This is a genomic window from Microbulbifer sp. VAAF005, assembly GCF_030012985.1.
GTDB lineage: Bacteria > Pseudomonadota > Gammaproteobacteria > Pseudomonadales > Cellvibrionaceae > Microbulbifer.
In genome coordinates, this window is sequence record NZ_CP120233.1 from 4,652,854 (window position 1) to 4,679,426 (window position 26,573).

At 47.4% G+C, this 26,573-nt stretch carries 16 protein-coding genes and 1 pseudogene; 12 read left to right on the forward strand and 5 right to left on the reverse strand.

What is annotated here, in order from left to right; all coding sequences use genetic code 11:
- Window positions 1–8: 8 nt before the first annotated feature.
- On the reverse strand, window positions 9–1,568 hold the full coding sequence (locus tag P0078_RS20890; RefSeq protein ID WP_282931820.1) for a carboxylesterase/lipase family protein: 1,560 nt from the start codon (window positions 1,566–1,568) through the stop codon (window positions 9–11).
- 273 nt (window positions 1,569–1,841) lie between these two features.
- Here P0078_RS20890 and P0078_RS24795 point away from each other — a divergent pair.
- Window positions 1,842–2,105 (forward strand): annotated as a pseudogene (locus tag P0078_RS24795) (BapA/Bap/LapF family prefix-like domain-containing protein); the annotation flags it as partial.
- Between the two features lie 96 nt (window positions 2,106–2,201).
- On the opposite strand, the gene P0078_RS24800 reads toward P0078_RS24795, so the two are convergent.
- Entirely contained in the window at window positions 2,202–4,073 is a 1,872-nt protein-coding gene (locus P0078_RS24800; RefSeq protein WP_502867300.1) for a hypothetical protein, read from the reverse strand.
- Window positions 4,074–5,465: 1,392 nt separating this feature from the next.
- Here P0078_RS24800 and P0078_RS20900 point away from each other — a divergent pair.
- From P0078_RS20900 to P0078_RS20915, 4 genes are read left to right on the forward strand one after another with little or no spacing between them, the layout of a single operon-like run.
- Window positions 5,466–6,905, forward strand: coding sequence for a TolC family outer membrane protein (locus tag P0078_RS20900; protein WP_282931822.1), 1,440 nt, complete (start codon window positions 5,466–5,468; stop codon window positions 6,903–6,905).
- On the forward strand, window positions 6,902–9,100 hold the full coding sequence (locus P0078_RS20905) for a type I secretion system permease/ATPase (protein ID WP_282931823.1): 2,199 nt from the start codon (window positions 6,902–6,904) through the stop codon (window positions 9,098–9,100). Before P0078_RS20900 ends, P0078_RS20905 begins: the two co-directional genes overlap by 4 nt.
- Before the next feature lie 22 nt (window positions 9,101–9,122).
- A complete protein-coding gene (locus tag P0078_RS20910; protein WP_282931824.1) occupies window positions 9,123–10,379 on the forward strand; it encodes a beta-barrel domain-containing protein in 1,257 nt (418 codons plus the stop codon).
- Between the two features lie 13 nt (window positions 10,380–10,392).
- Window positions 10,393–11,304, forward strand: a complete 912-nt coding sequence (locus tag P0078_RS20915) for a transglutaminase-like domain-containing protein (protein WP_282931825.1) — start codon at window positions 10,393–10,395, stop codon at window positions 11,302–11,304.
- 127 nt (window positions 11,305–11,431) lie between these two features.
- Here the strand turns inward: P0078_RS20915 and P0078_RS20920 are convergent, their stop codons facing one another.
- Entirely contained in the window at window positions 11,432–16,201 is a 4,770-nt protein-coding gene (locus tag P0078_RS20920; protein ID WP_282931826.1) for a CapA family protein, read from the reverse strand.
- A 637-nt stretch (window positions 16,202–16,838) separates the two neighbouring features.
- Here P0078_RS20920 and P0078_RS20925 point away from each other — a divergent pair.
- Window positions 16,839–18,104: an MDR family MFS transporter gene (locus P0078_RS20925; protein WP_282931827.1), complete on the forward strand. Its 1,266-nt coding sequence runs from the start codon at window positions 16,839–16,841 to the stop codon at window positions 18,102–18,104.
- Window positions 18,105–18,188: 84 nt separating this feature from the next.
- Here the strand turns inward: P0078_RS20925 and P0078_RS20930 are convergent, their stop codons facing one another.
- Both P0078_RS20930 and P0078_RS20935 read right to left on the reverse strand, forming a co-directional pair.
- The gene (locus tag P0078_RS20930) at window positions 18,189–20,225 is read right to left on the reverse strand and encodes an NADPH-dependent 2,4-dienoyl-CoA reductase (protein ID WP_282931828.1); all 2,037 of its coding nucleotides are present in this window, start codon (window positions 20,223–20,225) and stop codon (window positions 18,189–18,191) included.
- 225 nt (window positions 20,226–20,450) lie between these two features.
- On the reverse strand, window positions 20,451–21,344 hold the full coding sequence (locus tag P0078_RS20935) for a LysR family transcriptional regulator (protein ID WP_282931829.1): 894 nt from the start codon (window positions 21,342–21,344) through the stop codon (window positions 20,451–20,453).
- A gap of 108 nt (window positions 21,345–21,452) precedes the next feature.
- Between P0078_RS20935 and P0078_RS20940 the strand changes: the two genes are divergently transcribed.
- From P0078_RS20940 to P0078_RS20965, 6 genes are read left to right on the forward strand one after another with little or no spacing between them, the layout of a single operon-like run.
- Window positions 21,453–22,127, forward strand: coding sequence for a histidine phosphatase family protein (locus tag P0078_RS20940; RefSeq protein WP_282931830.1), 675 nt, complete (start codon window positions 21,453–21,455; stop codon window positions 22,125–22,127).
- A gap of 14 nt (window positions 22,128–22,141) precedes the next feature.
- Window positions 22,142–23,374, forward strand: a complete 1,233-nt coding sequence (locus tag P0078_RS20945; RefSeq protein WP_282931831.1) for an acyl-CoA dehydrogenase family protein — start codon at window positions 22,142–22,144, stop codon at window positions 23,372–23,374.
- Window positions 23,367–24,419 (forward strand): phosphotransferase, encoded by a 1,053-nt coding sequence (locus P0078_RS20950; protein ID WP_282931832.1) that lies wholly within the window; start codon window positions 23,367–23,369, stop codon window positions 24,417–24,419. Before P0078_RS20945 ends, P0078_RS20950 begins: the two co-directional genes overlap by 8 nt.
- Window positions 24,420–24,443: 24 nt before the next feature.
- Window positions 24,444–25,220, forward strand: a complete 777-nt coding sequence (locus P0078_RS20955) for an SDR family oxidoreductase (RefSeq protein WP_282931833.1) — start codon at window positions 24,444–24,446, stop codon at window positions 25,218–25,220.
- A gap of 2 nt (window positions 25,221–25,222) precedes the next feature.
- On the forward strand, window positions 25,223–25,999 hold the full coding sequence (locus P0078_RS20960; RefSeq protein ID WP_282931834.1) for an SDR family NAD(P)-dependent oxidoreductase: 777 nt from the start codon (window positions 25,223–25,225) through the stop codon (window positions 25,997–25,999).
- A gap of 49 nt (window positions 26,000–26,048) precedes the next feature.
- A complete protein-coding gene (locus P0078_RS20965; RefSeq protein ID WP_282931835.1) occupies window positions 26,049–26,507 on the forward strand; it encodes a MaoC family dehydratase in 459 nt (152 codons plus the stop codon).
- Window positions 26,508–26,573: the final 66 nt, after the last annotated feature.

Sequence of the window (26,573 nt, forward strand, 5' to 3'; positions counted from 1 at the left end):
ATGCCAACCTAAAGATAACCATTCAACCTATCGTCGGGTATATGTTGCCATAAACTGAGAAGCTCTGGTGAGTTAAACGCCCTGGCTGAGGGATGATTGCCAAATCGCTTACTGTGTTTTCCTGAAAACTCTGGCCAATCATTGCCGGGTTTCCCTGTTTCAGCAAAATTCAGCCAAGCTTGTTGCATTGATGCACTTAATAAATGGGGGTTTTCTTCAGCACCATATAGTGTTTTCAAGGACTGATCGCTATGGGTTCCAAATACATAGCCAAGCTCAACGGCGTGACAAGCCCCCAGTAAAGGCTGTGCAGCGAGAGGTTGCGCAAAGTGATAGTGATAGTTTTCCCCCTGATGGTTTTGTAGGTGTCTCAGCCCAGGCAAGGTGAATACCATATCAGTGAGCAAGAGGTTCCAGGCTCGGCTCCATTCTGGCCAGGGGTTGTCTGTCATTTTTTTTGCTAGTTGATAGTAATGCCTGAGTAAGGGCTTTAATTCGGACTCTGGAATAAGCCATTCCAAGTGAGTACATATTTGCCGGTAGTCCATGTTAAAGCTTTCAGGGTTTATAGCACTGAAAAGATTCCATTCCTCCAAATTGTTCCCTAACAAAAGGGATGTTTGGTGTGTCGGGGAGAGTTTTTTTCCAGGGGAAAAAAGGTCTCTGTCTGCGACAGGTTTAAATGGCAGTTGCCCCCATTTTGCTGTCATAGACGTGTCAGAGAGTATTGCTTTTTGGGTTTGCAGAAGAAGTTTGGTTGGACAATTTTTTAGTGAGATGCCACCAGAGATTTTCTCAAATTTATGAATGAAAGTCTTACCAACATGGTTAGCGCTTTGCTGGGAGTGAGAGGCTCTTGGGTGCCCACTTTGGACAATAGCACGCCGTATAAGACCTTTACATTGTGGAGTTTCAAGTAAGGAGGCAATACTCATTGCCCCGGCTGATTCGCCAAAAAGAGTGATATTTTTTGGATCTCCGCCAAATGCTGAGATATTTTTCCGAACCCATTGTAGGGCGGCTATTTGATCTAAAAGCCCTTCATTGCCGGTTGATGGTATATCACTAATATCCTTTAGACGCAGAAATCCCAGTGCGCCTAATCGGTAGTTTATAGTGACAACAATTGTCCGACCGCTAGCTGCCAAGTATTTACCATTGTAAATTTCTTGGCATCCTGATCCCATGTAAAAAGAGCCGCCATGAACCCAAAACATCACTGGCAGCTTTTTTCCTTGCGACATTGCGGGAGAGAATACATTCAAATAGAGGCATTCCTCTCTTTCAGGAAGATTCCCATTTTGATCTCGAACTTCCATTAAGGTGGATGAGTTTTGCGCAGCTGGTGATCCAAAACTATGTGCTTGGAAAGGGTTTTTCCAGCGGTCCAACTCTTGCGGCGGTAACCAACGTAAATTTCCCACAGGAGGGAGGGCGTAGGGGATACCCAAGAATTTATATACGCCAGTTTCCTCATCTGTAGTTCCGATGATTGGCCCGGCAGGCGTATCAACAACAGGTGTAGGTTTTTTGTTTAAGTGCCTGCCAATTTCCGGGTCTGTAGTCATTTGTAACTTCCTAATCTTGCTGAAGTTAGCACGAAAACCGTTTTTCTCCTGCCGCTGCCTAACTCCTCCTTGAAAAGGTTTTGAATTACGTCCATACAAAAGTAGTGCGCGTAAAAACGTACTGGCGTAATTGTTTTTATGGAGGGAAATTAGCAAGGCGATGTATTAGTGAATCTAGTCACGGATGGGCTCAAAGTGGGGTATTTTCCGTCTTTAAGCTCAGGCCATGAACTGTGTATTTAGGAAGTTGCACCGTTTGAAGTTGGTGAGAGCATGATTGCGAAAATCTTTGACAAATCCACGGGCTCTATCGATGAGCGATCACTGGAGGGGCTATCATTGTCCTCTCCTGGTCTAGTCGAAATGCCCGCAGATCCAGAGGATATTGCGTCTTTTGAAAAAGACGGAGTAGACCTTGTAATTGTTTTAAAGTCTGGTCAGGTCATTATCATTTCAGGGTTCTACCTGTTGGATGAAGATGGCGACCATAGTGAGCTGGTGCTAACTGGGGCAGAAGAGCCCCTTATGTTAGCTTCTAATGGAGATTTAATTTCTGCCTTTGCGGCGGCTGGTGGTGCATCGTATCCTGCACCAGCTCCAGCTAGCCCTGGTTTCTCTTGGTGGATTCCTGCATTAATTGCCCTTGGAGTTGTTGTTATTGCTATTGCGGCTAATGATGACGATGACAATGATGGCGATCGCTTCTTTATCCCCGATTCTGATGCAGATGCCGACTCGGACTCGGACTCCGACTCTGATAGCGACTCGGATTCTGACTCTGACAGTGACTCGGATTCTGACTCCGACTCTGACAGCGATTCGGATTCTGACTCTGACAGTGACTCGGATTCTGACTCTGACAGTGACTCGGATTCCGACTCTGACAGTGACTCGGATTCTGACTCTGACAGTGACTCGGATTCCGACTCTGACAGTGACTCGGATTCTGACTCCGACTCTGACAGCGATTCGGATTCTGACTCTGACAGTGACTCGGATTCTGACTCCGACTCTGACAGTGATTCGGATTCTGACTCTGACAGTGACTCGGATTCCGACTCTGACAGTGACTCGGATTCTGACTCTGACAGTGATTCGGATTCTGACTCCGACAGTGACTCGGATTCCGACTCTGACAGTGATTCGGATTCTGACTCCGACTCTGACAGCGATTCGGATTCTGACTCTGACAGTGACTCGGATTCTGACTCCGACTCTGACAGTGATTCGGATTCTGACTCCGACTCTGACAGTGACTCGGATTCCGACTCCGACTCTGACAGTGATTCGGACTCTGACTCCGACTCTGACAGTGATTCGGATTCTGACTCCGACTCCGACTCTGACAGTGACTCGGATTCCGACTCCGACTCTGACAGCGACTCGGATTCCGACTCTGACAGTGATTCGGATTCTGACTCCGACTCCGACTCTGACAGTGACTCGGATTCTGACTCCGACTCTGACAGCGATTCGGATTCTGACTCTGACAGTGACTCGGATTCTGACTCCGACTCTGACAGCGACTCGGATTCCGACTCTGACAGTGATTCGGATTCTGACTCCGACTCCGACTCTGACAGTGACTCGGATTCTGACTCCGACTCTGACAGTGATTCGGATTCTGACTCCGACTCTGACAGTGATTCGGATTCTGACTCCGACTCTGACAGTGATTCGGATTCTGACTCCGACTCTGACAGTGACTCGGATTCTGACTCCGACTCTGACAGCGATTCGGATTCTGACTCTGACAGTGATTCGGATTCTGACTCCGACTCCGACTCCGACTCTGACAGTGACTCGGATTCTGACTCCGACTCTGACAGCGATTCGGATTCTGACTCTGACAGTGACTCGGATTCTGACTCCGACTCTGACAGTGATTCGGATTCTGACTCTGACAGTGACTCGGATTCTGACTCCGACTCTGACAGCGACTCGGATTCCGACTCTGACAGTGATTCGGATTCTGACTCCGACTCCGACTCCGACTCCGACTCCGACTCCGACTCTGACAGTGATTCGGATTCTGACTCCGACTCTGACAGTGATTCGGATTCTGACTCCGACTCTGACAGTGACTCGGATTCTGACTCCGACTCTGACAGTGACTCGGATTCTGACTCCGACTCTGACAGCGATTCGGATTCTGACTCTGACAGTGACTCGGATTCTGACTCCGACTCTGACAGTGACTCGGATTCTGACTCCGACTCTGACAGTGATTCGGATTCTGACTCTGACAGTGACTCGGATTCTGACTCCGACTCTGACAGTGACTCGGATTCTGACTCCGACTCTGACAGTGATTCGGATTCTGACTCCGACTCTGACAGCGATTCGGATTCTGACTCTGACAGTGACTCGGATTCTGACTCCGACTCCGACAGTGATTCGGATTCTGACTCCGACTCTGACAGTGATTCGGATTCTGACTCTGACAGTGACTCGGATTCTGACTCTGACAGTGACTCGGATTCTGACTCCGACTCTGACAGTGATTCAGATTCTGACTCTGACAGTGACTCGGATTCTGACTCCGACTCTGACAGCGATTCGGATTCTGACTCTGACAGCGACTCCGATGCAGATGTTGATATTGACATAAATATCGATATTGACATCGATATTGATATCGACATCGGTACCATCATCATCAATATTGGAACTGGTTCCAATGACGCTGATGCTCTGGATTACGGGCTCTCTTCTACGCCAGAGACTGGAGTAGAAATGGTGGATGATGATTCTGGTACGGAGATGGATTCGCTATCTATCCCAGATTCTGACTCTGACAGTGATTCGGATTCTGACAGTGATTCGGATTCTGACAGTGACTCGGATTCTGACAGTGATTCCGATTCTGACAGTGACTCGGATTCCGACTCCGACTCTGATAGTGATTCGGACTCTGACAGCGATTCGGATTCTGACAGTGACTCGGATTCTGACAGTGACTCGGATTCCGACTCCGACTCTGACAGTGATTCGGACTCTGACAGTGACTCGGATTCCGACTCCGACTCCGACTCTGATTCCGACTCCGACTCTGACAGTGATTCGGATTCTGACAGTGACTCGGATTCCGACTCCGACAGTGATTCGGACTCCGATGCAGATGTTGATATTGATATAAATATCGATATTGATATCGACATCGATATCAACATTGACACCATCATCATCAACATTGGAGCGGATTCTAATGAATCTGATGCTCTGGATTATGGGCCGACCTCTGCGCCTGAGACTGGAGCAGATATGTTGGGCGATGATTCGGACGCTGATGCTGATTCGGACGCTGATGCTGATGCTGATGCTGATGCTGATGCTGATGCTGATGCTGATTCGGACGCTGACGCTGACGCTGATTCGGACTCTGATGCCGATGCTGACTCCAGCATTGACATAGATATCAATATCGACATTGACATCTCAATTGATATCGATATTGACACTATCATCATCAATATTGGAACAGATGGTGGCGTCGGATACGAAGGTATCCTGGATATTGGTGCCGCTGCAGAGACGGATATCGATATGCTGGATAGCGGTTCCGACTTGAGTCTTGATGACCTATTAGAATCTGCGAGCAGTGATGCTCAAATATTCGATCCTGTTGGAGATGAGGTCGGCATAGATGCCAGCCAAATTCCTAGTGAGGCAATAGGTGATATTGAGGCGCTGGCGGCAACTGATAATGCAGTAGCGTTTGATGATCCTGTCGGAGATATGTGGCAACAAAATGGCTTGAGTGACACTTAGATCTGAAAGCTAAACATTAACTTAATTACCGGGCCGTAAGGCCCGGTTTTTTTGGCTAGACTTTTGTAGCCACTCTTCAAACCGAGTCGTTAAAAGAGTGTTTTACCTCCCAGTAATTACTGATAAGTGAATATAGTGGAAGTGTTTAAACAACTATGGAAAATACCATTTGCAGTTTTTTTGGTATTTTGGGCGCTCGTTGTGGACGCCGATATTTTTAGTTCATCTCCCTCTGCTGAAGTAATTAGCCCAAGTAATATGGACATAGAGGCTAATAGCTCATTAAAGAAAATGTCTTTTCGGGAGTATGAGGAAGGAATTAAGCGAATGGAACTCAACATGCTTGAGGTGGTACATCAAGCGGTTGGGTGGCACCCATTGATCGCAGAAGCCATTGGTAATCTCTACCAACAGAGGCAGGGTGTTCGAGCTGCACGGTCTGGCTACTTTCCCCAACTGAGTGCTGGCATTGTAGCGGGGCAGGATTCCGAATATAAAAATGAGGGGGATGGGCATGCGTTCCAAGTGAATATCTCTCAAATGGTTTACGATTTTGGCAAAGTGTCTAGTAATGTTGATTTTGCCAAGGCTGGAGTACAACGATCTCAAGCAGAAGTTCTTCAGTCCATTGATGAGGTTGCAAGGAGGACTGCACGAGCAGCCATTGAAGTGCAGCGTTATCAGTCATTGCTAATAACATCTGATGCGCAAGTGCAAGGCGTATCTGCTATTGCCCAGCTTGTACAAATTCGAAAAGAACGCGGGGTTAGTTCCCGTTCCGATGTTTTACAGGCCCAGTCTAGAGTCGATGCTGCACAAGCATCAAAACAACAAGTAGAGGCTTTGCTGCGTCGATGGCGTAGCACATTGCAAAATCTAACCGGCTTCGAATCTCCATTTCGGGTTGCTATGTATGTTCCTGAGGATGTGGCTCAAGCTTGTGATGTTGTGTCGTTTGATTTGTCGTCAGTGCCTGATGTACTTATTGCTGAGGCATCTCGGGCTGAGGCTGAGGCACAGTTAAAGTCAGCAAAGGCCAATACATGGCCCACACTTACACTCGATGGCAATGTAAATCAGTATTTAGATCAAAACTATGTCGATGCCAATGCGCTTGATGATAATGAAAAAGCTATTTTCTTTAATGTTTCGATGCCTTTATACCAGGGAGGAAAGATATCTGCAGGAAGAGAGGGAGCCAGTTATGCCCTTTCATCGGCCGATGCTGCCAGAGACTCGGCACAGTTATCAGTAACCCAAAAGTATCGTGAAGCACAGGAAGAAGCAGAGGGTTTAATGCGCAGCTTGAGTGCCCTCAGTGCCAGGGAAAGCGCAATAGCTGAAACGAGGGACTTATACAAACAGCAATATGCCACTCTCGGAACGCGGACCCTAATTGACTTGTTAAATTCCGAACAAGAGCTTCACCTTGCTCGCCAGGAAAAAAATAATACAATCTTTGATTTGCATCTTCTTAAAATAGATTGTCTTCACAGCCGTGGCGGTTTGCGGGAAGCTTTCAAGCTTGATGGAACTGAAATTCAGGGTGTGGAGGTGTTGCCTTGAGTGAGAGTCAGATAGAAAATTCTGATGGTGGCAAAAGTTCATCTGTTAATTCAGAAAACACTTCTGCTGACTTCGCTCCCTGGTGTGAAGCAATCATTTCCATTGCAAGGCATTATCGAATTGATTGTTCTTCTGAGAGAGTGCGAATAGCTGGAAACTGGGGAGGCTGTACTTCTACTGAAAGTGTTGTTCGGCAGATGGCTCGGCAGGCTGGGCTTAGCGTAAAATTTTGCCCCTTCAGTGAATCTGTAATCAATTCCTGGCGCATGCCGCTGGTCGCTCAGATGGTGGACGGTCAGTTAGTTGTTATAGACTCCGTCGCTAAAGAAAATCAGTTAAGTGTTATCTACTGTGGAGATCAAGGATTAAAGAGCACGGTCCCTCTGGATGAGTTAAGAAATAGTATTCTAAGCTTGGCAGTATTTCGCCCCAGACGGACGGCAACTGACTCTCGTGTAGATGACTATGTCAAGGCTGGAGATCAGCACTGGTTTCGTAGAATTGTCCTTCGGGATTTAAAGCCTTATTTCCATGTAATGATCGCTACAACAATTGCTAATTCTTTAGCTTTGGCTGGAATTGTTTTCTCGAAACAAGTTTATGACAGGGTGATACCTGCCGAGTCTTTTCCAACTCTTTATGTGCTTTTTAGCGGTGTTGTTGTTGCGATAATTTTTGATTTCATTATGCGAACTATGCGGGTTAGGGTAACAGACTTACTGGGAAAGCGGGCTGATATTCGCATGTCGGACTTGGTCTTTGGCCATGCTATTCGAGTTAAAGATCAAGCAAGACCAAAGTCAACCGGTACATTTATATCGCAAATTCGTGATCTTGAACGAATAAGAGAGCTATTTACGTCTTCCACAGTTTTAGCTCTCGCAGATTTACCCTTCTTTATTCTTTTTCTATTTGTTATGTGGTGGGTTGCTGGGAGTTTGGCACTGATACCACTGGTTGCGGTATTTATGTTGATTATTCCGGGACTACTTCTTCAGCCTAAACTCGCGAAGCTATCAAAGGAATCAATTAAAGAAGGGGCGTTGCGTAATGCGATGTTGATTGAGACAGTTCAAGGGCTGGAAGATATAAAAGCCATGCAGGCAGAACAGCGCTTTCAGGGACAGTGGAACCATTTCAATGCTATTACCGCAGAGTCGAGTCTAAAACTTCGTTATATTGTTGGAGTATTGCTGAGCTGGACTCACAATGTGCAGTCGTCAGTTTTTGCTGTAGTTGTATTGTTCGGGGCGCCAATGGTAATGGCCGGTGATATGACAACAGGAGCACTGGTTGCAGCTTCTATTCTTGGGTCACGGATGATGTCGCCAATGGCAAATATCACTCAGGTATTAAGCCGTTGGCAGCAAGCTCGGTTTGCAATGAAGGGAATTGATCAAATTATGCAGCTACCGGTAGATAACCCGGAAGATGAAAAGAAAGTACAGAAGTCTGCTATTCAGGGAAACTACCATTTTAAGCAGGCGGTCTATTACTATGGTGATGAATCATCTGAGCCTGCTTTAGTTATTCCCGAGTTGAAGATTCAACAAGGGGAAAGAGTTGCCATTTTAGGCCGAAATGGCTCAGGCAAGTCAACTTTATTACATGCCTTGTCAGGGTATATTGAGCCAACCCGTGGTCAATTGCGGTTGGATGATGTAAGTCTGACACATATTGATCCTGCAGACGTTAGGCGAGATGTTTCCCTTCTCAGCCAAAAGACAGGCTTATTTCACGGTACTATCTATGAGAACCTGGTCTTAGGTGCTCCTTATGCCAGTGATGAAGAAATTATTTTTGCATTAGAGATGAGCGGTGCTAAGTCCTTTGTCAGTAAGCTTTCGAAAGGTTTAGGCTGTATGATTCAAGAGGGTGGTTATGGATTGTCTGGAGGGCAAAAACAATCCCTGTTGCTTGCTAGGATTCTACTGCGCCAACCGAATGTACTTTTACTAGATGAACCTACCTCTGCATTAGATGAAGCTACTGAGAAGCAATTTATCCAAGCATTATCAGAGTGGAGTGCCGAGAGGACAGTCGTAATTGCAACTCATAGAACCAGCATTCTCAGCTTTGCAGAGCGAATACTTGTATTGGATAGTGGGCGAGTTGCACTTGATGAGCCAAAAGAAAAAGCACTGTCTATTTTGTCCAGACCAAAAGGTGCAAAAAAGGGTGAAAAAGTTTCCTAGATAATAGATTGGAGTAGGTACGATGTCATTTCCTGGTGATTCTGATTTGATATCAAATCAGCGGCGAGAGCCAAAACGTGTTGCTCTCCTTGATATTGATTCTCAGAATGATGAAAAACAGTATGGGGATGATGTTGATGATGCGTCTTTAGTACGTTCTGGAAGAATAGTTTGGATGTTTTTTCTTTTACTTGCCGCATTAGGTACCTGGTCATATCTTGCCAAGGTTGATGAAGTCTCCTCTGGTAGTGGTAAGGTAGTTCCCACCTCACGTTCTCAGGTTATTCAGTCTCTGGAAGGCGGAATACTTGCAGAGCTAAAAGTTTCTGAGGGCGATATCGTAGAGCAAGGCGAAGTATTGGCCCAGCTAGATCCTACAAAGTTACGTTCAAATGTAGAAGAAATATCGGCTCGTTATAGGGCTGCATTGGCTAGTGTTGCACGCCTGAGTGCAGAGGTGAATAAGACACATTTAAAATTTCCAGAAGAGCTTGCCCAGCATGGTGAGTTAATTGCAAAAGAGAAAAAATTATTCGACACGCGGCAAAGTGGACTGGCTGAATCTTTGAAGGGGTCAAAAGAAACCTTAAAACTGGTCAATAAAGAGTTGTCAATAACGAGCTCATTAGTTGATTCTGGTGCCGCCAGCAGCGTTGATCTTTTACGTTTGCAGAGACAAAAATCAGAACTGGAAACAAAGATCCATGAAATTCGGTCTATGTATATGGTGAAAGCTCGCGAGGAGTTAGCTAACTTTAGTGCTGAAGTTGAGGCCCTCTCTTCCGTAATGGAGGGCCGATCCGATTCACTAACTAGGCTTACCCATAAATCTCCAGTAAGGGGAATCGTTAAAGCAATTGAAGTGACCACAATTGGTGGTGTTATACCTCCGAACGGTAAGATTATGGAGATAGTACCACTTGATGACCAGCTTCTAATTGAAGCTAAAATTTCTCCAAGGGATGTCGCATTTATTCGACCGGGTCAGGCAGCAAAAGTAAAAATAACTGCTTATGATTATGCCATCTATGGAGGTTTGGATGGTGAAGTGACAACCATATCTCCTGATACAATTCAGGATGAACTTGTACCGGGGGAGTATTACTACAAGGTCTTTATTCTTACCAAATCTGACTCTCTGGTTAATAAAATCGGCACTAAATTTTCAATCGTTCCAGGTATGATTGCAACAGTGGATATTAAAACTGGATCAAAAACTATTTTTGACTATTTGATGAAACCAATTAATAAGGCAAATGAAGCTCTTCGGGAGAGATAGTGGTATATTTCTAATGCTTAAAACAAGAATATTTGCTTCTGTGCTTTCTTTTTTTATTGGATTGTTCGGCTGTTCTTCCTTAGTGCAGGCTAATTCACGTCCGGTTACCCTCTCTGCTCAAATAACAATACAGAATACTTCAGGACAGGATGCTATAGGATATATTCAAAGATTGTCTATCCCTGTGGAGCATGGTTTGCAGCAGTCCTTAAAGGAGGTTAGGTATGATTACTCTGAGGGGCTTACTTATAGAAAGCATAAGAAGGGTGACTCCAAATACTTGGAATTTACGCTGGATATCCCTGCTGGTGCAACAGTTACCAGAAGAATTGATTTTGATTTAATACTATCGTCTTATAATTATGCTCAGATACCTCGGGGACGTGAGCCCTTTCCCGATAAAAGGTATCTACAGTCGTCGAAGTATATTGAATCTGACTCTTTGCCAATTAAGAAGTTATCTTTAGAGATACAGAATACTTTTATGGATGAAGAGGGCCGTTTGCGAGCAGCTTTCTTGATGCCGCAAGCAATGATTGAATATAAAATTCAACCAACAAAGGGAGCTTTGGCTGGGCTTGAATCGCGCGAGGGGGATTGTACTGAGTATGCTTCACTTTTTGTTGCGCTTGCACGATCAATGGGGTATCCGGCACGGACAACTTCTGAATTTCTATTTACAAAAAGAAAAATTTTTAAACAGCCTAACCATCATGCAGCTGAAGTTTATACTAACGGTCGCTGGATCCCAGTTGATCCTAATTTGGCGCAGGAAGGCCGTTTTGGCTATGGTTTTGGTAAGGGAAAAATCAGTAAAATTACCCTAACTAGAGATTTTACCTGGGTCTGGTCAAATTTATGGCCAAAGAGCTTTAAAGGCAATATAGACAAAACCAAGGTATCTATAGAATGGAGCATAAGGTAGTTTCTTGCGAGGGTGCCTCTTTATAGTCCTGAATGTTTTTTAAGCATGATGTCGAGACATTTCAAAATTATTTAGAGTCTCCTTAAAGCTTTAAAGGGGGCTGGCAGCCTTGGTATAAGTTCTGTTCTCACTCTATTTCAATTGCTTCCCCCATTTTCTGTAGCTTATCCAGCAAGGAGGGAATATTGCCAAAATCAGAATCTCTTCTGGACCCTTTTAAGAGAACAAGGTCAGAATTTTGTAAAAACTCAGCCAGGTAAGTAACCAGAGGTGGAGCTTCAGAGAAGTGAGGGCCGAGTATTTCAGCTGGCAGAACTGCCCGGAGATAATTCATTTCATCCCCATGGGTGACTACCCAGTTAACTTTACTGTCCAGAAGTGGACCAGCCAAGCTTTCATGTAGTTCCTTTGCTTTTTCACCCAGGTGGACGATGCGACCTAAAACGGCTATTTTACGTCCACCTTTATGGGGGGCCGCCTCAGCAAATACTGAGAATGCGTTGAGCATTGAGCTGACGGTTGCATTCCAGCTATCATCTATCAAGCTGATAGATTTATCGTGTATTTTGATATCAGCGCGTTGCAGGCGCCCCTCGTCTAGGCTAATTTCCTGAAGTCGCATCGCTGCTTCATCAAGGTCTCTGTCCAATGCATAAATTGCACAGATTGAAACGATAGCATTGTGTAACATCCCTATACTTGGGGCTGGTACCCGGAGCTCAAGTTCTCGTTTTGGAAACTTCAATTGTACCCAGCTACCACTCTCTTCATTTCGTACTCGAAGAACTTGTACCTCTGCATTTGAACTTTCGCCAAAGATAATGACTCTTTTCGCATGTTTTTTAGCTTTTTCCAGAATGTACTCAAAGCACTTGAGGTGTTCCCCAATAATTGCAATAGATGCCCCTGTTAAACCATCAAAAATACGCGATTTCCATTTTGCAGTATCTTCGACACTTTTTACCAAGTGACTAGTTTGAGACATACCAATTTCTGTAATTAAAGAGATAGTAGGTTTTACTTGTCTAGTTATCGGTCCTCGTTTTACCCAAAGTGCACTTTGTGCAACTTCAATAACTGCAACTTCATGATCTTGATTAAGGCTGGCCATCATGGAGGGAGCCCCTACGCGAGAATTATAGTTTCCAATGCTGGAAAGAATTTTTTCTCTTGGGCCTAACATTTGGGTAATCATTTTCAAAGTTGTGGATTTACCTGCGGTTCCGGTGATAGCTATTACTTCACCGTGAAATCGATCTCTTGCAGCAAGTCCAAGCTCAATGATTACCTTGAGAGGATCATCCACTAAGAGTAAAGGGAAACCATCCGGAAGGCCTGAAACTGGTTTTGCTACAATTGCTCCGGCAATTTTGTGGGCGAATGAGGGTAATTTTTTGTGATAATCCCATAACTTTGTAGGCTGTTTAGAGCTGCGCTCGTGATATGTTCTATCTAATTTGGTATGAGCAACGAATAGTATTGGATCAAGTGATTCTTCGATAAAGCTGCTTCCTGAAATTACACTGCGTACGAACCATCCTTTTGGAGGTGGAGTAATCCACTTTCCCCCAGATAAGGCCTCAAGCTGCTCTGCATCCCAAGTTTGTCCAGGGTGATGCTGAAATACAATTGGAGGAAATTTGGTGTTGTATACGGGAATTTTTGGCCTTGTTGGCAGTGTTTTATTTGCTACGTTGAATTGCGTAATCATCCCCCCAACTAAAACTGGCTTAATCTGTGACTCATTTGAAATCAGCCCAACTAGAAGCTGTAGATGAATAGGCTCAATTTCACTTTTTGCCGGTGCGCGTAATCCATAGAGGTCACGATAGATAATTCCTGGTTGCCATTTTGTGGTGGGTACTTGCCAATCACATGGGTCATGATCCATGGATTTTCCCCAATAAGGCATCGTTGTTTTCTTTATTGGCATAGCGCGGAAATCGAGCCGATAGTCTTCCTCAACTTTTTGATCTGTAGTCCAAAATGATTCGACCCATAAAATTTGTCTTGATTTGATCTCTCTTGGATAGAATCTGACACCTAGTAGTTGTAGAGGGCCACATTGAATAGGTGGAATGCGGGCGTCGATAGGTACAGCTTCAACGTGCCAATTAGATTTTAGCGGGCGAGGTTCATTGATTGTCGTACGGTTATATTGAGTCTTGTATAAATGAGGTAGCTTGCGACTTTTTCGTGGGGGAGGTGATAGTAAAACAGACCCACTGAAATCCTCGTTAATAGCTAGCTTGGTATCTAAATCTGCACACATTTTGGCGAATCGTTCTGTAAGTTCTTTAGCCTTTTCACCGCTCAGTTGTTTACTAAATCCAAAGCCTACTCCTACCGGAGCGAAAGTTATTTTCTCGACACCCCTTTCACTAAGGTGCAATCGAAATATTCCACTGTCTGCAAGGTTTCGGCGAACGGCATCAAATAAGAGGTCTCCGGCATCGTGAATTATTGGCCTGTTTTGATAGACTTCAATACCCTGAAGGTTGTGCGCACTTGTGCCTAGGATGCCGTCAGCTCCAGCATCAACAATGGCATGGCCTATGGCTATTTCATCTTCGCTGGGGGCTGGTTCCCTGTTTTTCCCCCAGTGCACGGCTACCAGCACTACATTTGCTTTTTTTCTCGCTGCTGTAATTCTTGGTAATAATGTGTCATACCACAGACTTGGCATTGTGAGTGGTAGGTGGGCACAGCCGGCTATAGTAGGGCCGGCGGCAAAATGGGGTTGGGTTGCATCGATAGAGAAAATTGCCACGTTTAGTGAACCTGCGGGCCTATAAACTGGTGTGAGGGCCTCTTCTATATTGGCGCCAGACCCACAATGGCCTATACCAGTTGAATCAATCCAATGCCTTTGCTCGAGTAGAGCTTCAGGTCCGTAATCACCGCTGTGATTATTTGCAGTCGTTACTACATCTATACCCGCTTCTATCAGTACTGACAGCATCTCTGGGCGGGCCCGGTAATAGTAAGGTGAAGCTTCCCCTTTTTCAGCACCTTGTTCACCTTCAGTACCTACGACACATTCCAGGTTTATAACACTGATATCTGCATTCTTTAGTGCTGAGATGGTTCCAAGTACCTTTTCAACACCAAATTGTGCTGTCCGATAATGCTGTCTCCGGGATAGATTGACATCGCCGCCCCAAGCTAACACCGGGAGTATATCTTGGGGTTGTAATGGCGGCTGATTTTCACTTTCAAGAGAATATTTCTCGTTTTTTTTAGTCATTTTTTGGGGTTTTAGTAGGAGTTTACGGTAAGCCACAAAGCCCGATAAGTAGTGTTCAACGTCATCGATACGCACTCTGAATGCGTGATGCCTAATAAAATAGCTGCCTACAATTTTGGCTGGATTTTGAAAGAACATTGCAAATTCTGGCCAAAAGTAGCCATTCAGGAGATACATGGCACGCTTATGTAGTGCACGATAGAAGTGTTCTAGATCGACTTGTTCGAGTAGATACTGGTATTCTGGGGACTCCTGTAGCCGACAGACCATTTTTTCAGCAGCCATCATTAGCTCAAGTAGAGTTGGAAATGTAGTAATCCTGTGTTCTACAAAGTCTAAGTGGCTGGAAAAGTTTCGAATACCGAATTGATAGTACTTTTCCTCAGGGCGGTATAGAGTCAGCTCATTTACGCAATAACTCAGCCAATGATCATGGGCTCTCCAATGGTTTGCCTGAATAAAGTATTCAAACGCTTTTTCTACTATGGTTAACCATCGAGAATCTTTACTAAACCCGTAAAGGCGCATTAGGCCAAATGCGGCTTCGCCGTCGTAATAGATGATGCGGTGCTTGTCTTTCACATCCAAGCAGGGATATTCAAGTACATGAAAGAACTGACCGGTTTCGGAGTCCTGCATGAACTCGATACCCGTTGCCAGTTGCTTCATTAGTTCCGCATATTTCTGGGTATCCTCTACTTCGGAGAATTTTACAAGTGCCAATAGGGAAACAGCATTGCCGCCAAGCTTGATTTCCGAGTTTTCCTCCACAAGAAAAGCAGCTTCATCACCAGAGGGGAGGACAGCTGTTTTTATTAGCTCTGTGGTTAGATGGGTTAATGATCGCAATATGGCTTTTTCTAGTTCTTCTTCCCGCGTCACCTCCCATGCCTCAATCATGGCGTAGGTACTACTTGCATGACGGAGGTTGTTGTAGGCCTGGATCTTTTTATCAAAGCAGGCATGCCAGCCATAGTGGAACCTTCCATTAGGTTTTACTTGTGTGCTCAGATAGCGGCTACCGCTTTCAATTAAATCGGTGACATTTTCAACGTCTAATTCATTGGTAATCCGGCGGCCAGCATTTAGACCTGGTCCATACAGATATACCGGTTCTTGATTCAACTCGCAAAAAATACCCAGCGTTGACAGAATAACAGCCGTGTTATTTTCTGAAAAATCGATCTCTGTTTGAGGTCCAAAACGTTTTTTGGCATAAGCAAGAAAATTATTCTCATTGATAATGACGTGTTTGACCTGATTGCCGCCATAGAGCATGGCATTGGCATTAAGTTCTTGCTCAAGAAATGCGATTTGACAATTTTCATCAAGGGCTAAGCCAAAACGGAAATAGGATCGCTTGGTTTCTGCAAGCACTTCTTCCAGGCCTGCGATGGTCATTATGCTTTTTCTAGTTACCCAGTCGACCCTCAACCAACAGGGCTTCATCTTGTTGGATTTGGTGGCTTTTTGTATGGATGTTGCAAGTTTCTGCCACACATCCTTAAAACTATTTGCAGTCGCGTGCCGGACAATTGCACGTTGTTTAGCATCGCTAACTGAGAAGAAGATGGTGTATGGGGGACGTAGCCTAGTCAAAGCCTGCTCAACCTGAGCACGCACTTGAACGAGCATGTTGGATAGGGACATGTCGCGACTTATCTCTCTATTAAAAAAGCGTGGCAGTATTTTTTCTGCTGGTTGGCTCGGGTGCTTTTCCTGAACGAGTATAGACGGGGAGGAAGATTCTGCTTTTAGTAGTTTGTGCTGGGGTGATGGTGTGGCAAATATTTTTTTGTTTTATCTGTCAATGTGGGTTTTCAAAACAAATCTTGTCGGATAGTATTGGGTAACCGTATTCAGAATGATTGTTGTGCAACTCACTCAGATTATTCTCTATTAACCTGTAATTAACAGTTTGGGTTAATACCAAGGTTTAGCCGTTGGGCAGGAGCATTTTCTGCCAAGAAGGAAACCCGGGATCTTATCATCTCGGGTTTTTTTGTCGGTAAATAAAGGTTGTTTGTCTCAAATTCATCTTGCTTACTGAAACTCTTCTTTGTCTGCCTCTTATTTTACTGAGGTAGGCTGCTTGCCCTCCTCCGAAAGAAGGGTACCTTGGCCGAATAGTGAAAGAACCTTCCGGGTTTGTATTTGTACCAATGTCTTGCGGGCACTCGCCGAGTGGCCTTAGCGCCATTCTTTTATCTGGAACCAGCCAACTTAAACCATACAGGACAGGTGCCTCTATCGATTTGTTGGCAGTGAATCTATTGGAGTAGTAACCATGAATGGGAAGTGGTGGAGAAGCTTGAGGAGCTTCCCTCCGTTAGTTTGGATTATTTTAATTGGCAGTTTTTTTAGCCGTGGAACTTATTTTATGGTCTGGCCTTTCCTGGCCATCCTTCTATTTGAAAAGTTTCACCTCGGCGCGGCTGAAATTGGTTTGATCTTGAGTGCATCTGCCGTTGGTGCTGCTGTGTTGGGCTTCTTTACCGGTGCGCTATCGGATCGCTATGGGCGTCGCAATATGCTATTGCTTGGCTGTATTGTGAGTATTTTTTCCTTTGCCTTGTTGGCTGTGACGCAAACCTTGTCAGGATTTATCTGTGCGATGACTCTGTGTGCTATCGGTCGCGCGGTGTGGGAGCCGCCGGCGAGTGCGCTGATAGGCGACTTAATTGACGATCAAGCCAGCCGTGAATTGGCGCTGCAATTCCGCTACTTCCTGATTAATGTGGGGGCCGCGCTGGGGCCGATTGTGGGTGTCTGGGCTGGTTTGAGTGCGCAGCAATCCACTTTTGGGCTCACCTCTCTTAGCTACTTATTCTTGGCCCTGGCCTTTGTTTGGGGTTTTGCCAGAACCGAGAGCGGACGTTTAGCAAGTAAGCAAAGGGATGCGGGCGTATCTCTGGGAAATACGCTCTCGGTATTGCGCCGTGATCAGGTATTTCTGGTGGTGATTATTGCGAATATTTTAACGCTGTTTATCTACGCGCATATGGATTCAAGCTTGGTGCAATACCTCACCCGCGCTGAAGCGCCGGGATTGGTAGAGCTGATATCCAGCATGATCTTTGTTAATGCGTCGACGATAGTATTACTGCAGTTTCCCATTATGAAGTTAATGGGGCCGCTGGCCATTAACACCCGTATTGTGATTGGGTTGGGTATTTTGTCGATCTCCCAGATTTGGTATGCCCTAAATCCGGTAGATTGGTTTTGGGGTTGGCTCGGAGCGACTTTTATTTTGAGTCTGGCTGAGGCAATTTTGTTTCCAACCATGAGCATTCAAATTGACCGGCTGGCACCATCCCATTTACGCGGTACCTATTTTGGGGCCTCTTCCTTTTATGCCATTGGCTGGTCGATGGCGCCATTAATTGGTGGAGTGATTATTCAATGGTGGAGTGGCCCGGCCTTATACGGCTTGTTAGTGGCGTTATGTGGAGTTGTGTTCGTGCTCTATCGCCTTACCGAGTATCTGTCTCGCCCTGAGTGGCCTGAGCCTGAGGGAACGGTAGTCGCGGATCGAGTTGCCAATGCGTCCTAGCACGGGATACAGAACTTAAGGGCAAAAAAATACCCCCGCCAACTCTGGTCGACGGGGGTATTTTATTTTGTGACCGCTGGGAGATTAGATCTCTGCAGCGAGACGTGAGCCCTGGTCGATAGCGCGCTTGGCATCGAGTTCTGCGGCTTCATCAGCGCCACCAATCAGGTGGGTGGTTACGCCGCGCTCTTGCAGAGCTTCGTATAGCTTGCGTGCAGGTTCCTGACCGGCGCAGACAATAATATTGTCGACTTCCAGTACTTTTTCTTCTTCGCCAATTCGGATATGCAGGCCTTTATCGTCAATTTTGTCGTAAAGGGCACCGGCAATCATCTCTACCTTGCGATGCTGTAGGCTGCCGCGGTGAATCCAGCCGGTGGTTTTACCCAGGCCCGCGCCCACTTTGGTGGTTTTGCGCTGCAACAAGTATACCTGGCGCGGAGAGCTTACTGCTTCGCGTGGCTTCAGGCCGGAGCGATTCTCCAGGGCAATATCGACCCCCCATTCGTTGAAGAACTCTTCCTTATCGCTGGCGACCACTTCATCTTCAGTGGAGTGGGGGCCATCGTGGGTCAGGTACTCCGCTACATCAAAGCCGATACCGCCGGCTCCGATAATGGCAACCTTCTCGCCAACCGGTTTCTTGTACTTCAGTACATCCAGGTAACCCAGGACTTTATCGCTCTCAATGCCGGGGATCGGTGGAGTGCGCGGCTCGATACCGGTAGCAATAATCACTTCATCAAAAGATTGCAGGTCTTCTGCTGTGGCAATGGTATTAAGTTTTACTTCAACACCGGTGACTTCCAGGCGGCGCTTAAAGTAGCGCAGGGTTTCCTGGAATTCTGCCTTGCCGGGGATCTGCTTGGCGATATTGAACTGGCCACCAATCTTATCGCTGCCTTCGAACAGGGTTACTTCGTGTCCACGCTCTGCGGCAACGGTAGATGCGGCCATGCCCGCAGGGCCGGCGCCGATTACAGCTACCTTTTTCACGTTGTCGGTAGGCAGGTAGTTTAATTCGGTTTCGTGACAAGCGCGGGGGTTTACCAGGCAGGAAGTCAGTTTCAGCTGGAAAGTGTGGTCCAGACACGCTTGGTTACAGCCAATGCAAGTGTTGATCTCGTCGGCGCGGCCTTCGGCGGCTTTGTTGACGAACTCAGAGTCTGCCAGGAAGGGGCGTGCCATGGAGATCATGTCAGCCTGTCCGGAGGACAGAACTTCTTCGGCGACTTCCGGCACATTGATACGGTTGCTGGCAACTACCGGGATAGACAGGTGCTTTTTCACCTTGGCAGTAATGTCGGTAAATGCCGCGCGGGGAACACTGGTGGCAATAGTGGGAACGCGCGCTTCGTGCCAGCCGATACCGGTATTAATAATTGTGGCGCCAGCTTTTTCGATAGCCTGGCCCAGAGCCACTACTTCATCGAAGTCACTGCCATCTTCCACCAGGTCCAACATGGACAGGCGGTAAATAATAATAAAGTTCTCACCGACGGCTTCCCGTACGCGGCGCACAACTTCGATCGGCAGGCGGATACGGTTTTCGAAGGAGCCGCCCCATTCATCGGTACGCTTGTTGGTGCGTTTCACGATGAACTGGTTAATAAAGTAACCCTCGGAGCCCATGATCTCCACACCGTCATAGCCGGCTTCGCGAGCCAGGGTGGCGCAGCGTACATAGTCATCGATCTGGCCTTCGATTTCCTCGCTGGTCAATTCACGCGGGGTGAAGGGGTTGATCGGTGCCTGGATGGGAGAGGGTGCAATCAGCTTTTCGTTGTAGGCGTAGCGGCCGGTGTGCAGGATCTGCATACAGATCTTGCCGCCCTCAGCGTGTACAGCATCGGTGACTTCGCGGTGCTGCTGGGCTTCTTCCGAAGTGGTCATCTTCGAAGCGCCTTGGAATACGCCACTCTCTTCGTTCGGGGCAATACCACCGGTTACAATCAGGCCAACGCCACCGCGGGCACGTTCGGCAAAAAAGGCCGCCAAACGGGTGAAGCCATTGGGGTGTTCTTCCAGGTTGGTGTGCATGGAGCCCATCAGCACCCGGTTTTTCAGGGTGGTGAAGCCCAGGTCCAGGGGGGCAAGCATATTAGGGTAGGCTTGGGACATGGCAAATTTCTCTTCTTGTAACCTTTAGGGTTCATTTATGTATATGCAAAAAGGTGCATATCGTTGCCCAGCAGGATAACAAGACGGCCCACTGTGAAACAGTGACTTAACCGGTCGAATTCAGTGATCAATTACGGGCCCTTTTTAACCTTTATGCGTCCCATTCTCATCTATAAATAAAGTGTTTTTTAAGGGGTCCCTGTCTCGCCGTATACAGAGCCTCCCTTACTCCTCTACCAAGCTCACCAACTTGTTTCGCAGCCATTGATTGGCGGGATCGTCATGTTGGTTTTTATGCCACAGTAGGTGCCAGTCCATTTGTGGTATCTGAAACGGAAGCTCAAACAATCGGGCTGAATACTGTCGCGCCAGGCTGGCGGGGACTGTCAGTGCCAGGTCGGTTCTCAATACCACTAACGGCGCGACCCGGTAGTGCTGGACCCTCAATTTCACATTGCGACGGCGCCCTAACTTGTTCAGGGCGATATCTTCCAGGCCAGGACCGCTCCGACGGCTGGAGACATGGATATGTTCCAGCTTCAGGTATTGCTCCAGGGTAAGGCTGGCGGAATCCGCCAAGGGGTGATCCTGGCGCAACATACACAGGTAGCGATCGTTCATCAGTCGCTGTTGTTTTATGTGTGGGGAAGTGGGTACGGGAACATCCAGGGCAAAGTCCAGGGTGTTGGCGGCCAGTTCCTTGACCAGCTGCTCCCGTGGGACCTGGAAAGACTCGACAGTAATACCTGGGGCCTCCTGCTCCAGCACTTCCAGCAACCTGGGTAAAAGGAAAGTCTCCGCCATATCGTTCATGGAGAGCCGCAAGGTTTTTCTGGCTTCCTGTGGCACAAAATGACGCTGCTCGCTAAGGCTTGCCCCCAGTAGAGAAAGAGCTTCCTGGACCTTCGGCATAATGCCCTCAGTCAGTGGCGTCGGTGCCATACCGGTGGGGCTGCGAGTGAATAGTGGGTCGTCTAACGTACGGCGAAGTCGCGCGAGAGCATTACTGACAGCCGGCTGGGTGATATGCAGTTGCTCAGCGGCACGAGTCAGGTTTCGGGTTGTGTATATCGCCTCCAGCACGGGAAAGAGGTTCATGTCGATTCGCTGTAATTGCATTGCTGCCACCGTCATCACTCTCATGAATGATTCAATATTCGCATAATAAACTTTGATGATTCAAATGCTGGAGATAGGGTTGGGGAGATCAAAAGGGGAGGGAAATAGGTGGCTGAATTTATTCTGGTACGTCACGGACAGGCTTCATTTGGGGCCGATGACTATGACAATCTCTCCGATACCGGCTGGCAACAGTCGCGCTGGCTGGGTGAATACTGGCGGGATAAGGGTATTCGTTTCGACCGGTTGCTGTGTGGCAACCTAACCCGGCACCGGCAAACTTTGGACGGCATTTGCGAGGGGCTGGAACTCCCCGGTGAAAATACCCGCAGTGTACTCCCCCAGCTTAATGAATTTGATTTTCTAGCGGTTGCCAAGCATTACAGCGAGCTATACCCGGATCGGGCACCGGGAGCAGGTGCCAGTCGCGCCGATTTTTATCGATTCCTGAAGAAGGGGATGCTGGCTTGGGCCGCCGGTGAGATCAGTCCACCGGAAACCTGGTCGCATTTTGAAGCCAGAATCGCAGATGCACTTAAAAACATTTGCGATAGCCCCAAAGGCAGCCGAACCCTGGTTGTTAGTTCGGGCGGTGCCATTGCCATGATGTTGACGCAAATATTGGGCGGCTCAATTTCCACCGTCGCCAATCTCAATATGCAAATCCAAAACACAGCCGTTAGCCGTTTATTTTTCAGTGCAGAAAATATCAGTCTGCACAGTTTCAATCATGTGCCGCACCTGGATCGGGATGGGCGTCACGAATATATCACTTACAGTTGATTGGGCAGGTAACGATGGAATTTGAATACTCAGACAAGGTAAAAGGACTGCTGGAACGCCTGCAAAATTTTATGCAGGAGTATATCTATCCCGCCGAAGCGATATTTATGCAGCAGTTGCAGGAGGATCGCTGGGGAGAGCCGGCGATTTTGGCAGAATTAAAGATTAAAGCCCGGGAAGCGGAACTCTGGAATCTGTTTTTACCGGATTCCCGTTACGGTGCCGGGCTCAATAACCTGGAGTATGCACCCCTGGCTGAGGAAATGGGGAAAGTACTTTTTGCATCGGAGGTATTTAACTGTAATGCCCCGGATACCGGCAATATGGAAGTTTTGGCTCAATACGGTTCTGAGGCCCAGCGGGAACAATGGTTAACCCCGCTTTTGGATGGAAAAATTCGCTCTGCCTTTGCTATGACCGAACCCCGGGTTGCCTCCTCCGATGCCACTAATATCGAAACGTCGATTATCCGCGATGGCGACAGTTACGTTATTAACGGTCACAAGTTTTATATCAGTGGCCTGATGAATAAACGCTGTAAAGTGATGATCGTGATGGGTAAGACCGACCCGGAAAATCCCAATCGTCACCAGCAGCAATCGCAAATCCTGGTACCCACCGATACGCCTGGAGTCAAAATAGTTCGCCCGATGACGGTATTCGGTTATGACGATGCACCGGAAGGGCATGCAGAGGTGATTTTTGAAAATGTCCGGGTGCCCGCAAGCCATTTAATTCTTGGAGAGGGGCGCGGTTTTGAAATTGCCCAGGGACGTTTGGGGCCGGGCAGGATACACCACTGTATGCGGTTAATTGGCCAGGCTCAAAGAGCGCTGGAAATGATGTCGGCACGCGCGGAGCAGCGCATTGTCTTTGGCCGCCCGATGAGCAAGCAGGGATCGGTGCGTGAAGATATTGCCAAATCCGCCTGCGAAATTGAGCAGGCACGCCTGCTGACTCTGAAGGCCGCTGCGCAAATGGATCGGTTGGGTAATAAGGCGGCCAAAGATTTAATCGCAATGATAAAAATTGTCGCGCCACAGATGGCTTGTAAGGTGATAGATCGCGCCATACAGATTCACGGCGCCGCGGGATTGGGGCAGGATTACAGCCTCGCCCATCACTATGCCTATGCTCGGACTATCCGTCTGGCGGATGGTCCCGATCAAGTCCATATGATGCAGTTGGGCAGAAACCTGGCTGCTCACTATGCCGCCGCGGAAAATCATGGAGGACTCAGTGACTGAGACGGTAAACAATTTGCGCAGCTCTGTGGAAGAGCTGCCTGTTGAGCGACTGCAAGAATATTTGTCCGGCAAAGTCGACGGTTTCAATGGGCCTGTAACGGTCACCAAATTTCCCGGTGGCCAGTCTAACCCCACGTTCAAGTTGCAGACCCCGGCGCGATCTTATGTTTTGCGGCGCCAACCTCCGGGCAAGTTATTGAAATCTGCCCATGCCGTAGATCGGGAGTACCGGGTAATGTCGGCACTCGCCGATACTAAGGTGCCGGTGCCCAAGGTATTGCACCTCTGTGAGGACCGGGACCTGATCGGTTCTATGTTTTATTTAATGGAATATTGTGAGGGCCGGATATTCTGGAATGCAGCACTGCCGGAAGTTGACGCCGAGCAGCGCAGCGCTATGTGCGATGAAATGAATCGTGTACTGGCGGCTATGCACAGTTTGGATATTAATGCCGTAGGCCTTTCGGATTACGGCCGACCTGGTAATTATTTCCAGCGGCAACTGGACCGCTGGAGCACTCAATATCGAGCCTCTGAGCTGGAGCCCATTGCCGCAATGGATGAGTTGATGGCCTGGTTGGGTGACGTTTTACCGGATGATGATGGGCGTATCGCGTTGGTGCACGGTGATTACCGGCTCGATAATATGATTTTCCATCCTCAGGAGCCCAAGGTCATAGCGCTTTTGGATTGGGAACTTTCCACACTGGGACATCCCTATGCCGACCTCGCTTACCAGTGTATGCAAATGCGAATGCCCGCTGGCAAAGATAAAATGTCCGGCCTATTAGGCTTGGATATAAAGGCCTTGGGCATCCCCTCCGAAAAAGAGTATGTGGCCAAATACTGCCAGCGAATGGGTATTGATGGGATTGATAATTGGCCGTTTTATCTGGCTTTTAGCTTCTTTCGCCTGGCAGCGATTGTTCAGGGGGTGGTAAAGCGTGCAAAAGACGGCAATGCCTCCAATAAAAATGCGGCAAAACTGGGAGCCCTGGTGGAACCCCTCGCACAAGCTGCATTGGATATCGCTGCTAACGGTTAACTTCTGAAATTATAAGGATAAGAAATGGCAAAGAATATTTTTGATCTCTCGGGAAAAATTGCCTTAGTGACAGGTGCCAGTCGGGGTATTGGTGAGGCCATCGCAAAACTTTTGGCTGAGCAGGGTGCCCATGTTTTGGTTTCCAGCAGAAAGATTGAAGGGTGTCAGGCCGTAGCTGATGCCATTGTGGATGCCGGTGGCTGTGCCGATGCGATCCCCTGTCATATTGGCAATATGGATAATATCCAGCAGGTTATTGGCGATATTCGCGAGCGATTTGGTCGCTTGGATATTTTAGTCAACAATGCGGCAACCAACCCTTATTTTGGGCATATTCTTGATACTGATCTAGCGGCCTTCGAAAAGACGGTAGAGGTCAATATACGCGGTTATTTCTTTATGTCGGTAGAAGCTGGCAAATTGATGCGAGAGCAGGGTGGTGGCGTTATTGTAAATACCGCCTCAGTGAATGCCTTGCAACCGGGTGTAGGGCAGGGTATTTATTCAATCACCAAGGCGGCGGTAGTCAATATGACCAAAGCGTTTGCCAAGGAGTGTGCGCAATTTAATATCCGGGTGAATGCTTTACTACCAGGGCTTACAAAAACCAAATTCGCCGGGGCATTGTTTTCCCACGAGGATATTTATAAAACTGCAGTTGGCCATATTCCCATGCACCGCCATGCGGAGCCGGAAGAGATGGCGGGTACAGTTTTGTACTTGGTCTCCGACGCTTCCAGTTATACGACTGGAGAATGTGTCGTTGTGGATGGTGGTTTGACTTCTTGTGGGGGGATTTAACCATGCATGATCCAATTCTCGATTTTAGCGATAAAGTCGCATTGATTACCGGCGCTGCCAGTGGATTTGGAAAATTACTAGCAGAGGAACTTGGTTCTCGGGGTGCTCGTTTGGTATTGGGAGATATCAATGAAGAGGCTTTGATGCAGTTGGCGGACAAACTGGGAAGCCAAAATATTGCTGTGCGCGCCCAGCACTGTGATGTTTCCCAAGAGTCTGATTGCGCTGCTTTGGCGCAATTGGCTCAGTCAGAATTTGGACAGCTGGATATCGCTGTTAACAATGCTGGAATCGCGCCTCCAATGATGTCTCTCAAGCAGACAGAAGAGGCCATGATGGACCTTCAGTACAACGTTAACCTAAAGGGTGTTTTCCTGGGGCTTAAACACCAATTGCCCCTATTGAAGATGACCAGCGGAGCTGTACTGAATGTTTCCTCTATGGCGGGGCTGGGCGGCGCTCCCAAGATTGCCTCTTACGCAGCGGCAAAACATGGTGTGATCGGCCTGACCAAAACGGCAGCGATGGAAAACGCCAAGTACGGTATCCGTGTAAACGCAATTTGCCCCTTCTATTGCCTCACCCCGATGGTTACCGATATTGCAACTGAAGATGCCAGCCCTGAACAAGTTCAAGCGTTTCTCGCTGAGGGATGCCCGATGAAACGCCTGGGCAAGCCGGAAGAAGTCGTAGCGGCCATGTTGATGCTGGTTTCCCCAAAAATGACTTACATTACCGGGCAGGCACTGGCAGTAGATGGCGGCCTCTCGGCCTATTGAGGTTGGGAGTCGCTGAGAAAGCGAATAGAGAATCGAAAAGGAGCCTTCGATGCCTGTAGAAATTTCACCTGATAGCCTCGGCTATTACATTGGTTTTGAAACAGAGCCCACAGATTGGTTTGAAATTGACCAGCAGAGAGTTGATAGCTTTGCTGAGTGCACCTTGGATCGACAGTTTATTCATGTAGACCCAGAGGCCGCGGCGAAAACGCCTTTTGGGGGAACGGTTGCCCATGGTTTTCTATCACTGTCACTGCTGCCTTATTTTGTAGGGGCTCTACAGATAACGGTTACAGGTGCTTATATGGGGGTGAATTATGGTTTGGATAAAGTCCGCTTTATCAACCCGGTAAAGACCGGTAGCCGGGTGCGCGTATTTGGGAAAATACTGGATATTATGGAGAAAAAAGAGTCCCACTATCAAATTAAGCTGATGGTAACAATGGAAATAGAGGGCGAGGCGAAGCCAGCTTTAGTTGCAGAGTGGATTTTCCTACAGATTACCTAGTGGGATCAGTATCAGGCCGGACCACCATGTTTCTAAGTCGCAGAGGAAAGTGGTGGTTTCGATCTG

Coding starts and splice junctions, on each gene's coding strand:
- P0078_RS20930 (WP_282931828.1), bottom strand. CDS start 20,225: ATGTCCCAAGCCTACCCTAATATGCTTGCCCCCCTGGACCTGGGCTTC.
- P0078_RS20890 (WP_282931820.1), bottom strand. CDS start 1,568: ATGACTACAGACCCGGAAATTGGCAGGCACTTAAACAAAAAACCTACA.
- P0078_RS20915 (WP_282931825.1), top strand. CDS start 10,393: ATGCTTAAAACAAGAATATTTGCTTCTGTGCTTTCTTTTTTTATTGGA.
- P0078_RS20925 (WP_282931827.1), top strand. CDS start 16,839: ATGAATGGGAAGTGGTGGAGAAGCTTGAGGAGCTTCCCTCCGTTAGTT.
- P0078_RS20960 (WP_282931834.1), top strand. CDS start 25,223: ATGCATGATCCAATTCTCGATTTTAGCGATAAAGTCGCATTGATTACC.
- P0078_RS20965 (WP_282931835.1), top strand. CDS start 26,049: ATGCCTGTAGAAATTTCACCTGATAGCCTCGGCTATTACATTGGTTTT.
- P0078_RS20955 (WP_282931833.1), top strand. CDS start 24,444: ATGGCAAAGAATATTTTTGATCTCTCGGGAAAAATTGCCTTAGTGACA.
- P0078_RS20935 (WP_282931829.1), bottom strand. CDS start 21,344: ATGCAATTACAGCGAATCGACATGAACCTCTTTCCCGTGCTGGAGGCG.
- P0078_RS20920 (WP_282931826.1), bottom strand. CDS start 16,201: ATGTCCCTATCCAACATGCTCGTTCAAGTGCGTGCTCAGGTTGAGCAG.
- P0078_RS20910 (WP_282931824.1), top strand. CDS start 9,123: ATGTCATTTCCTGGTGATTCTGATTTGATATCAAATCAGCGGCGAGAG.
- P0078_RS20945 (WP_282931831.1), top strand. CDS start 22,142: ATGGAATTTGAATACTCAGACAAGGTAAAAGGACTGCTGGAACGCCTG.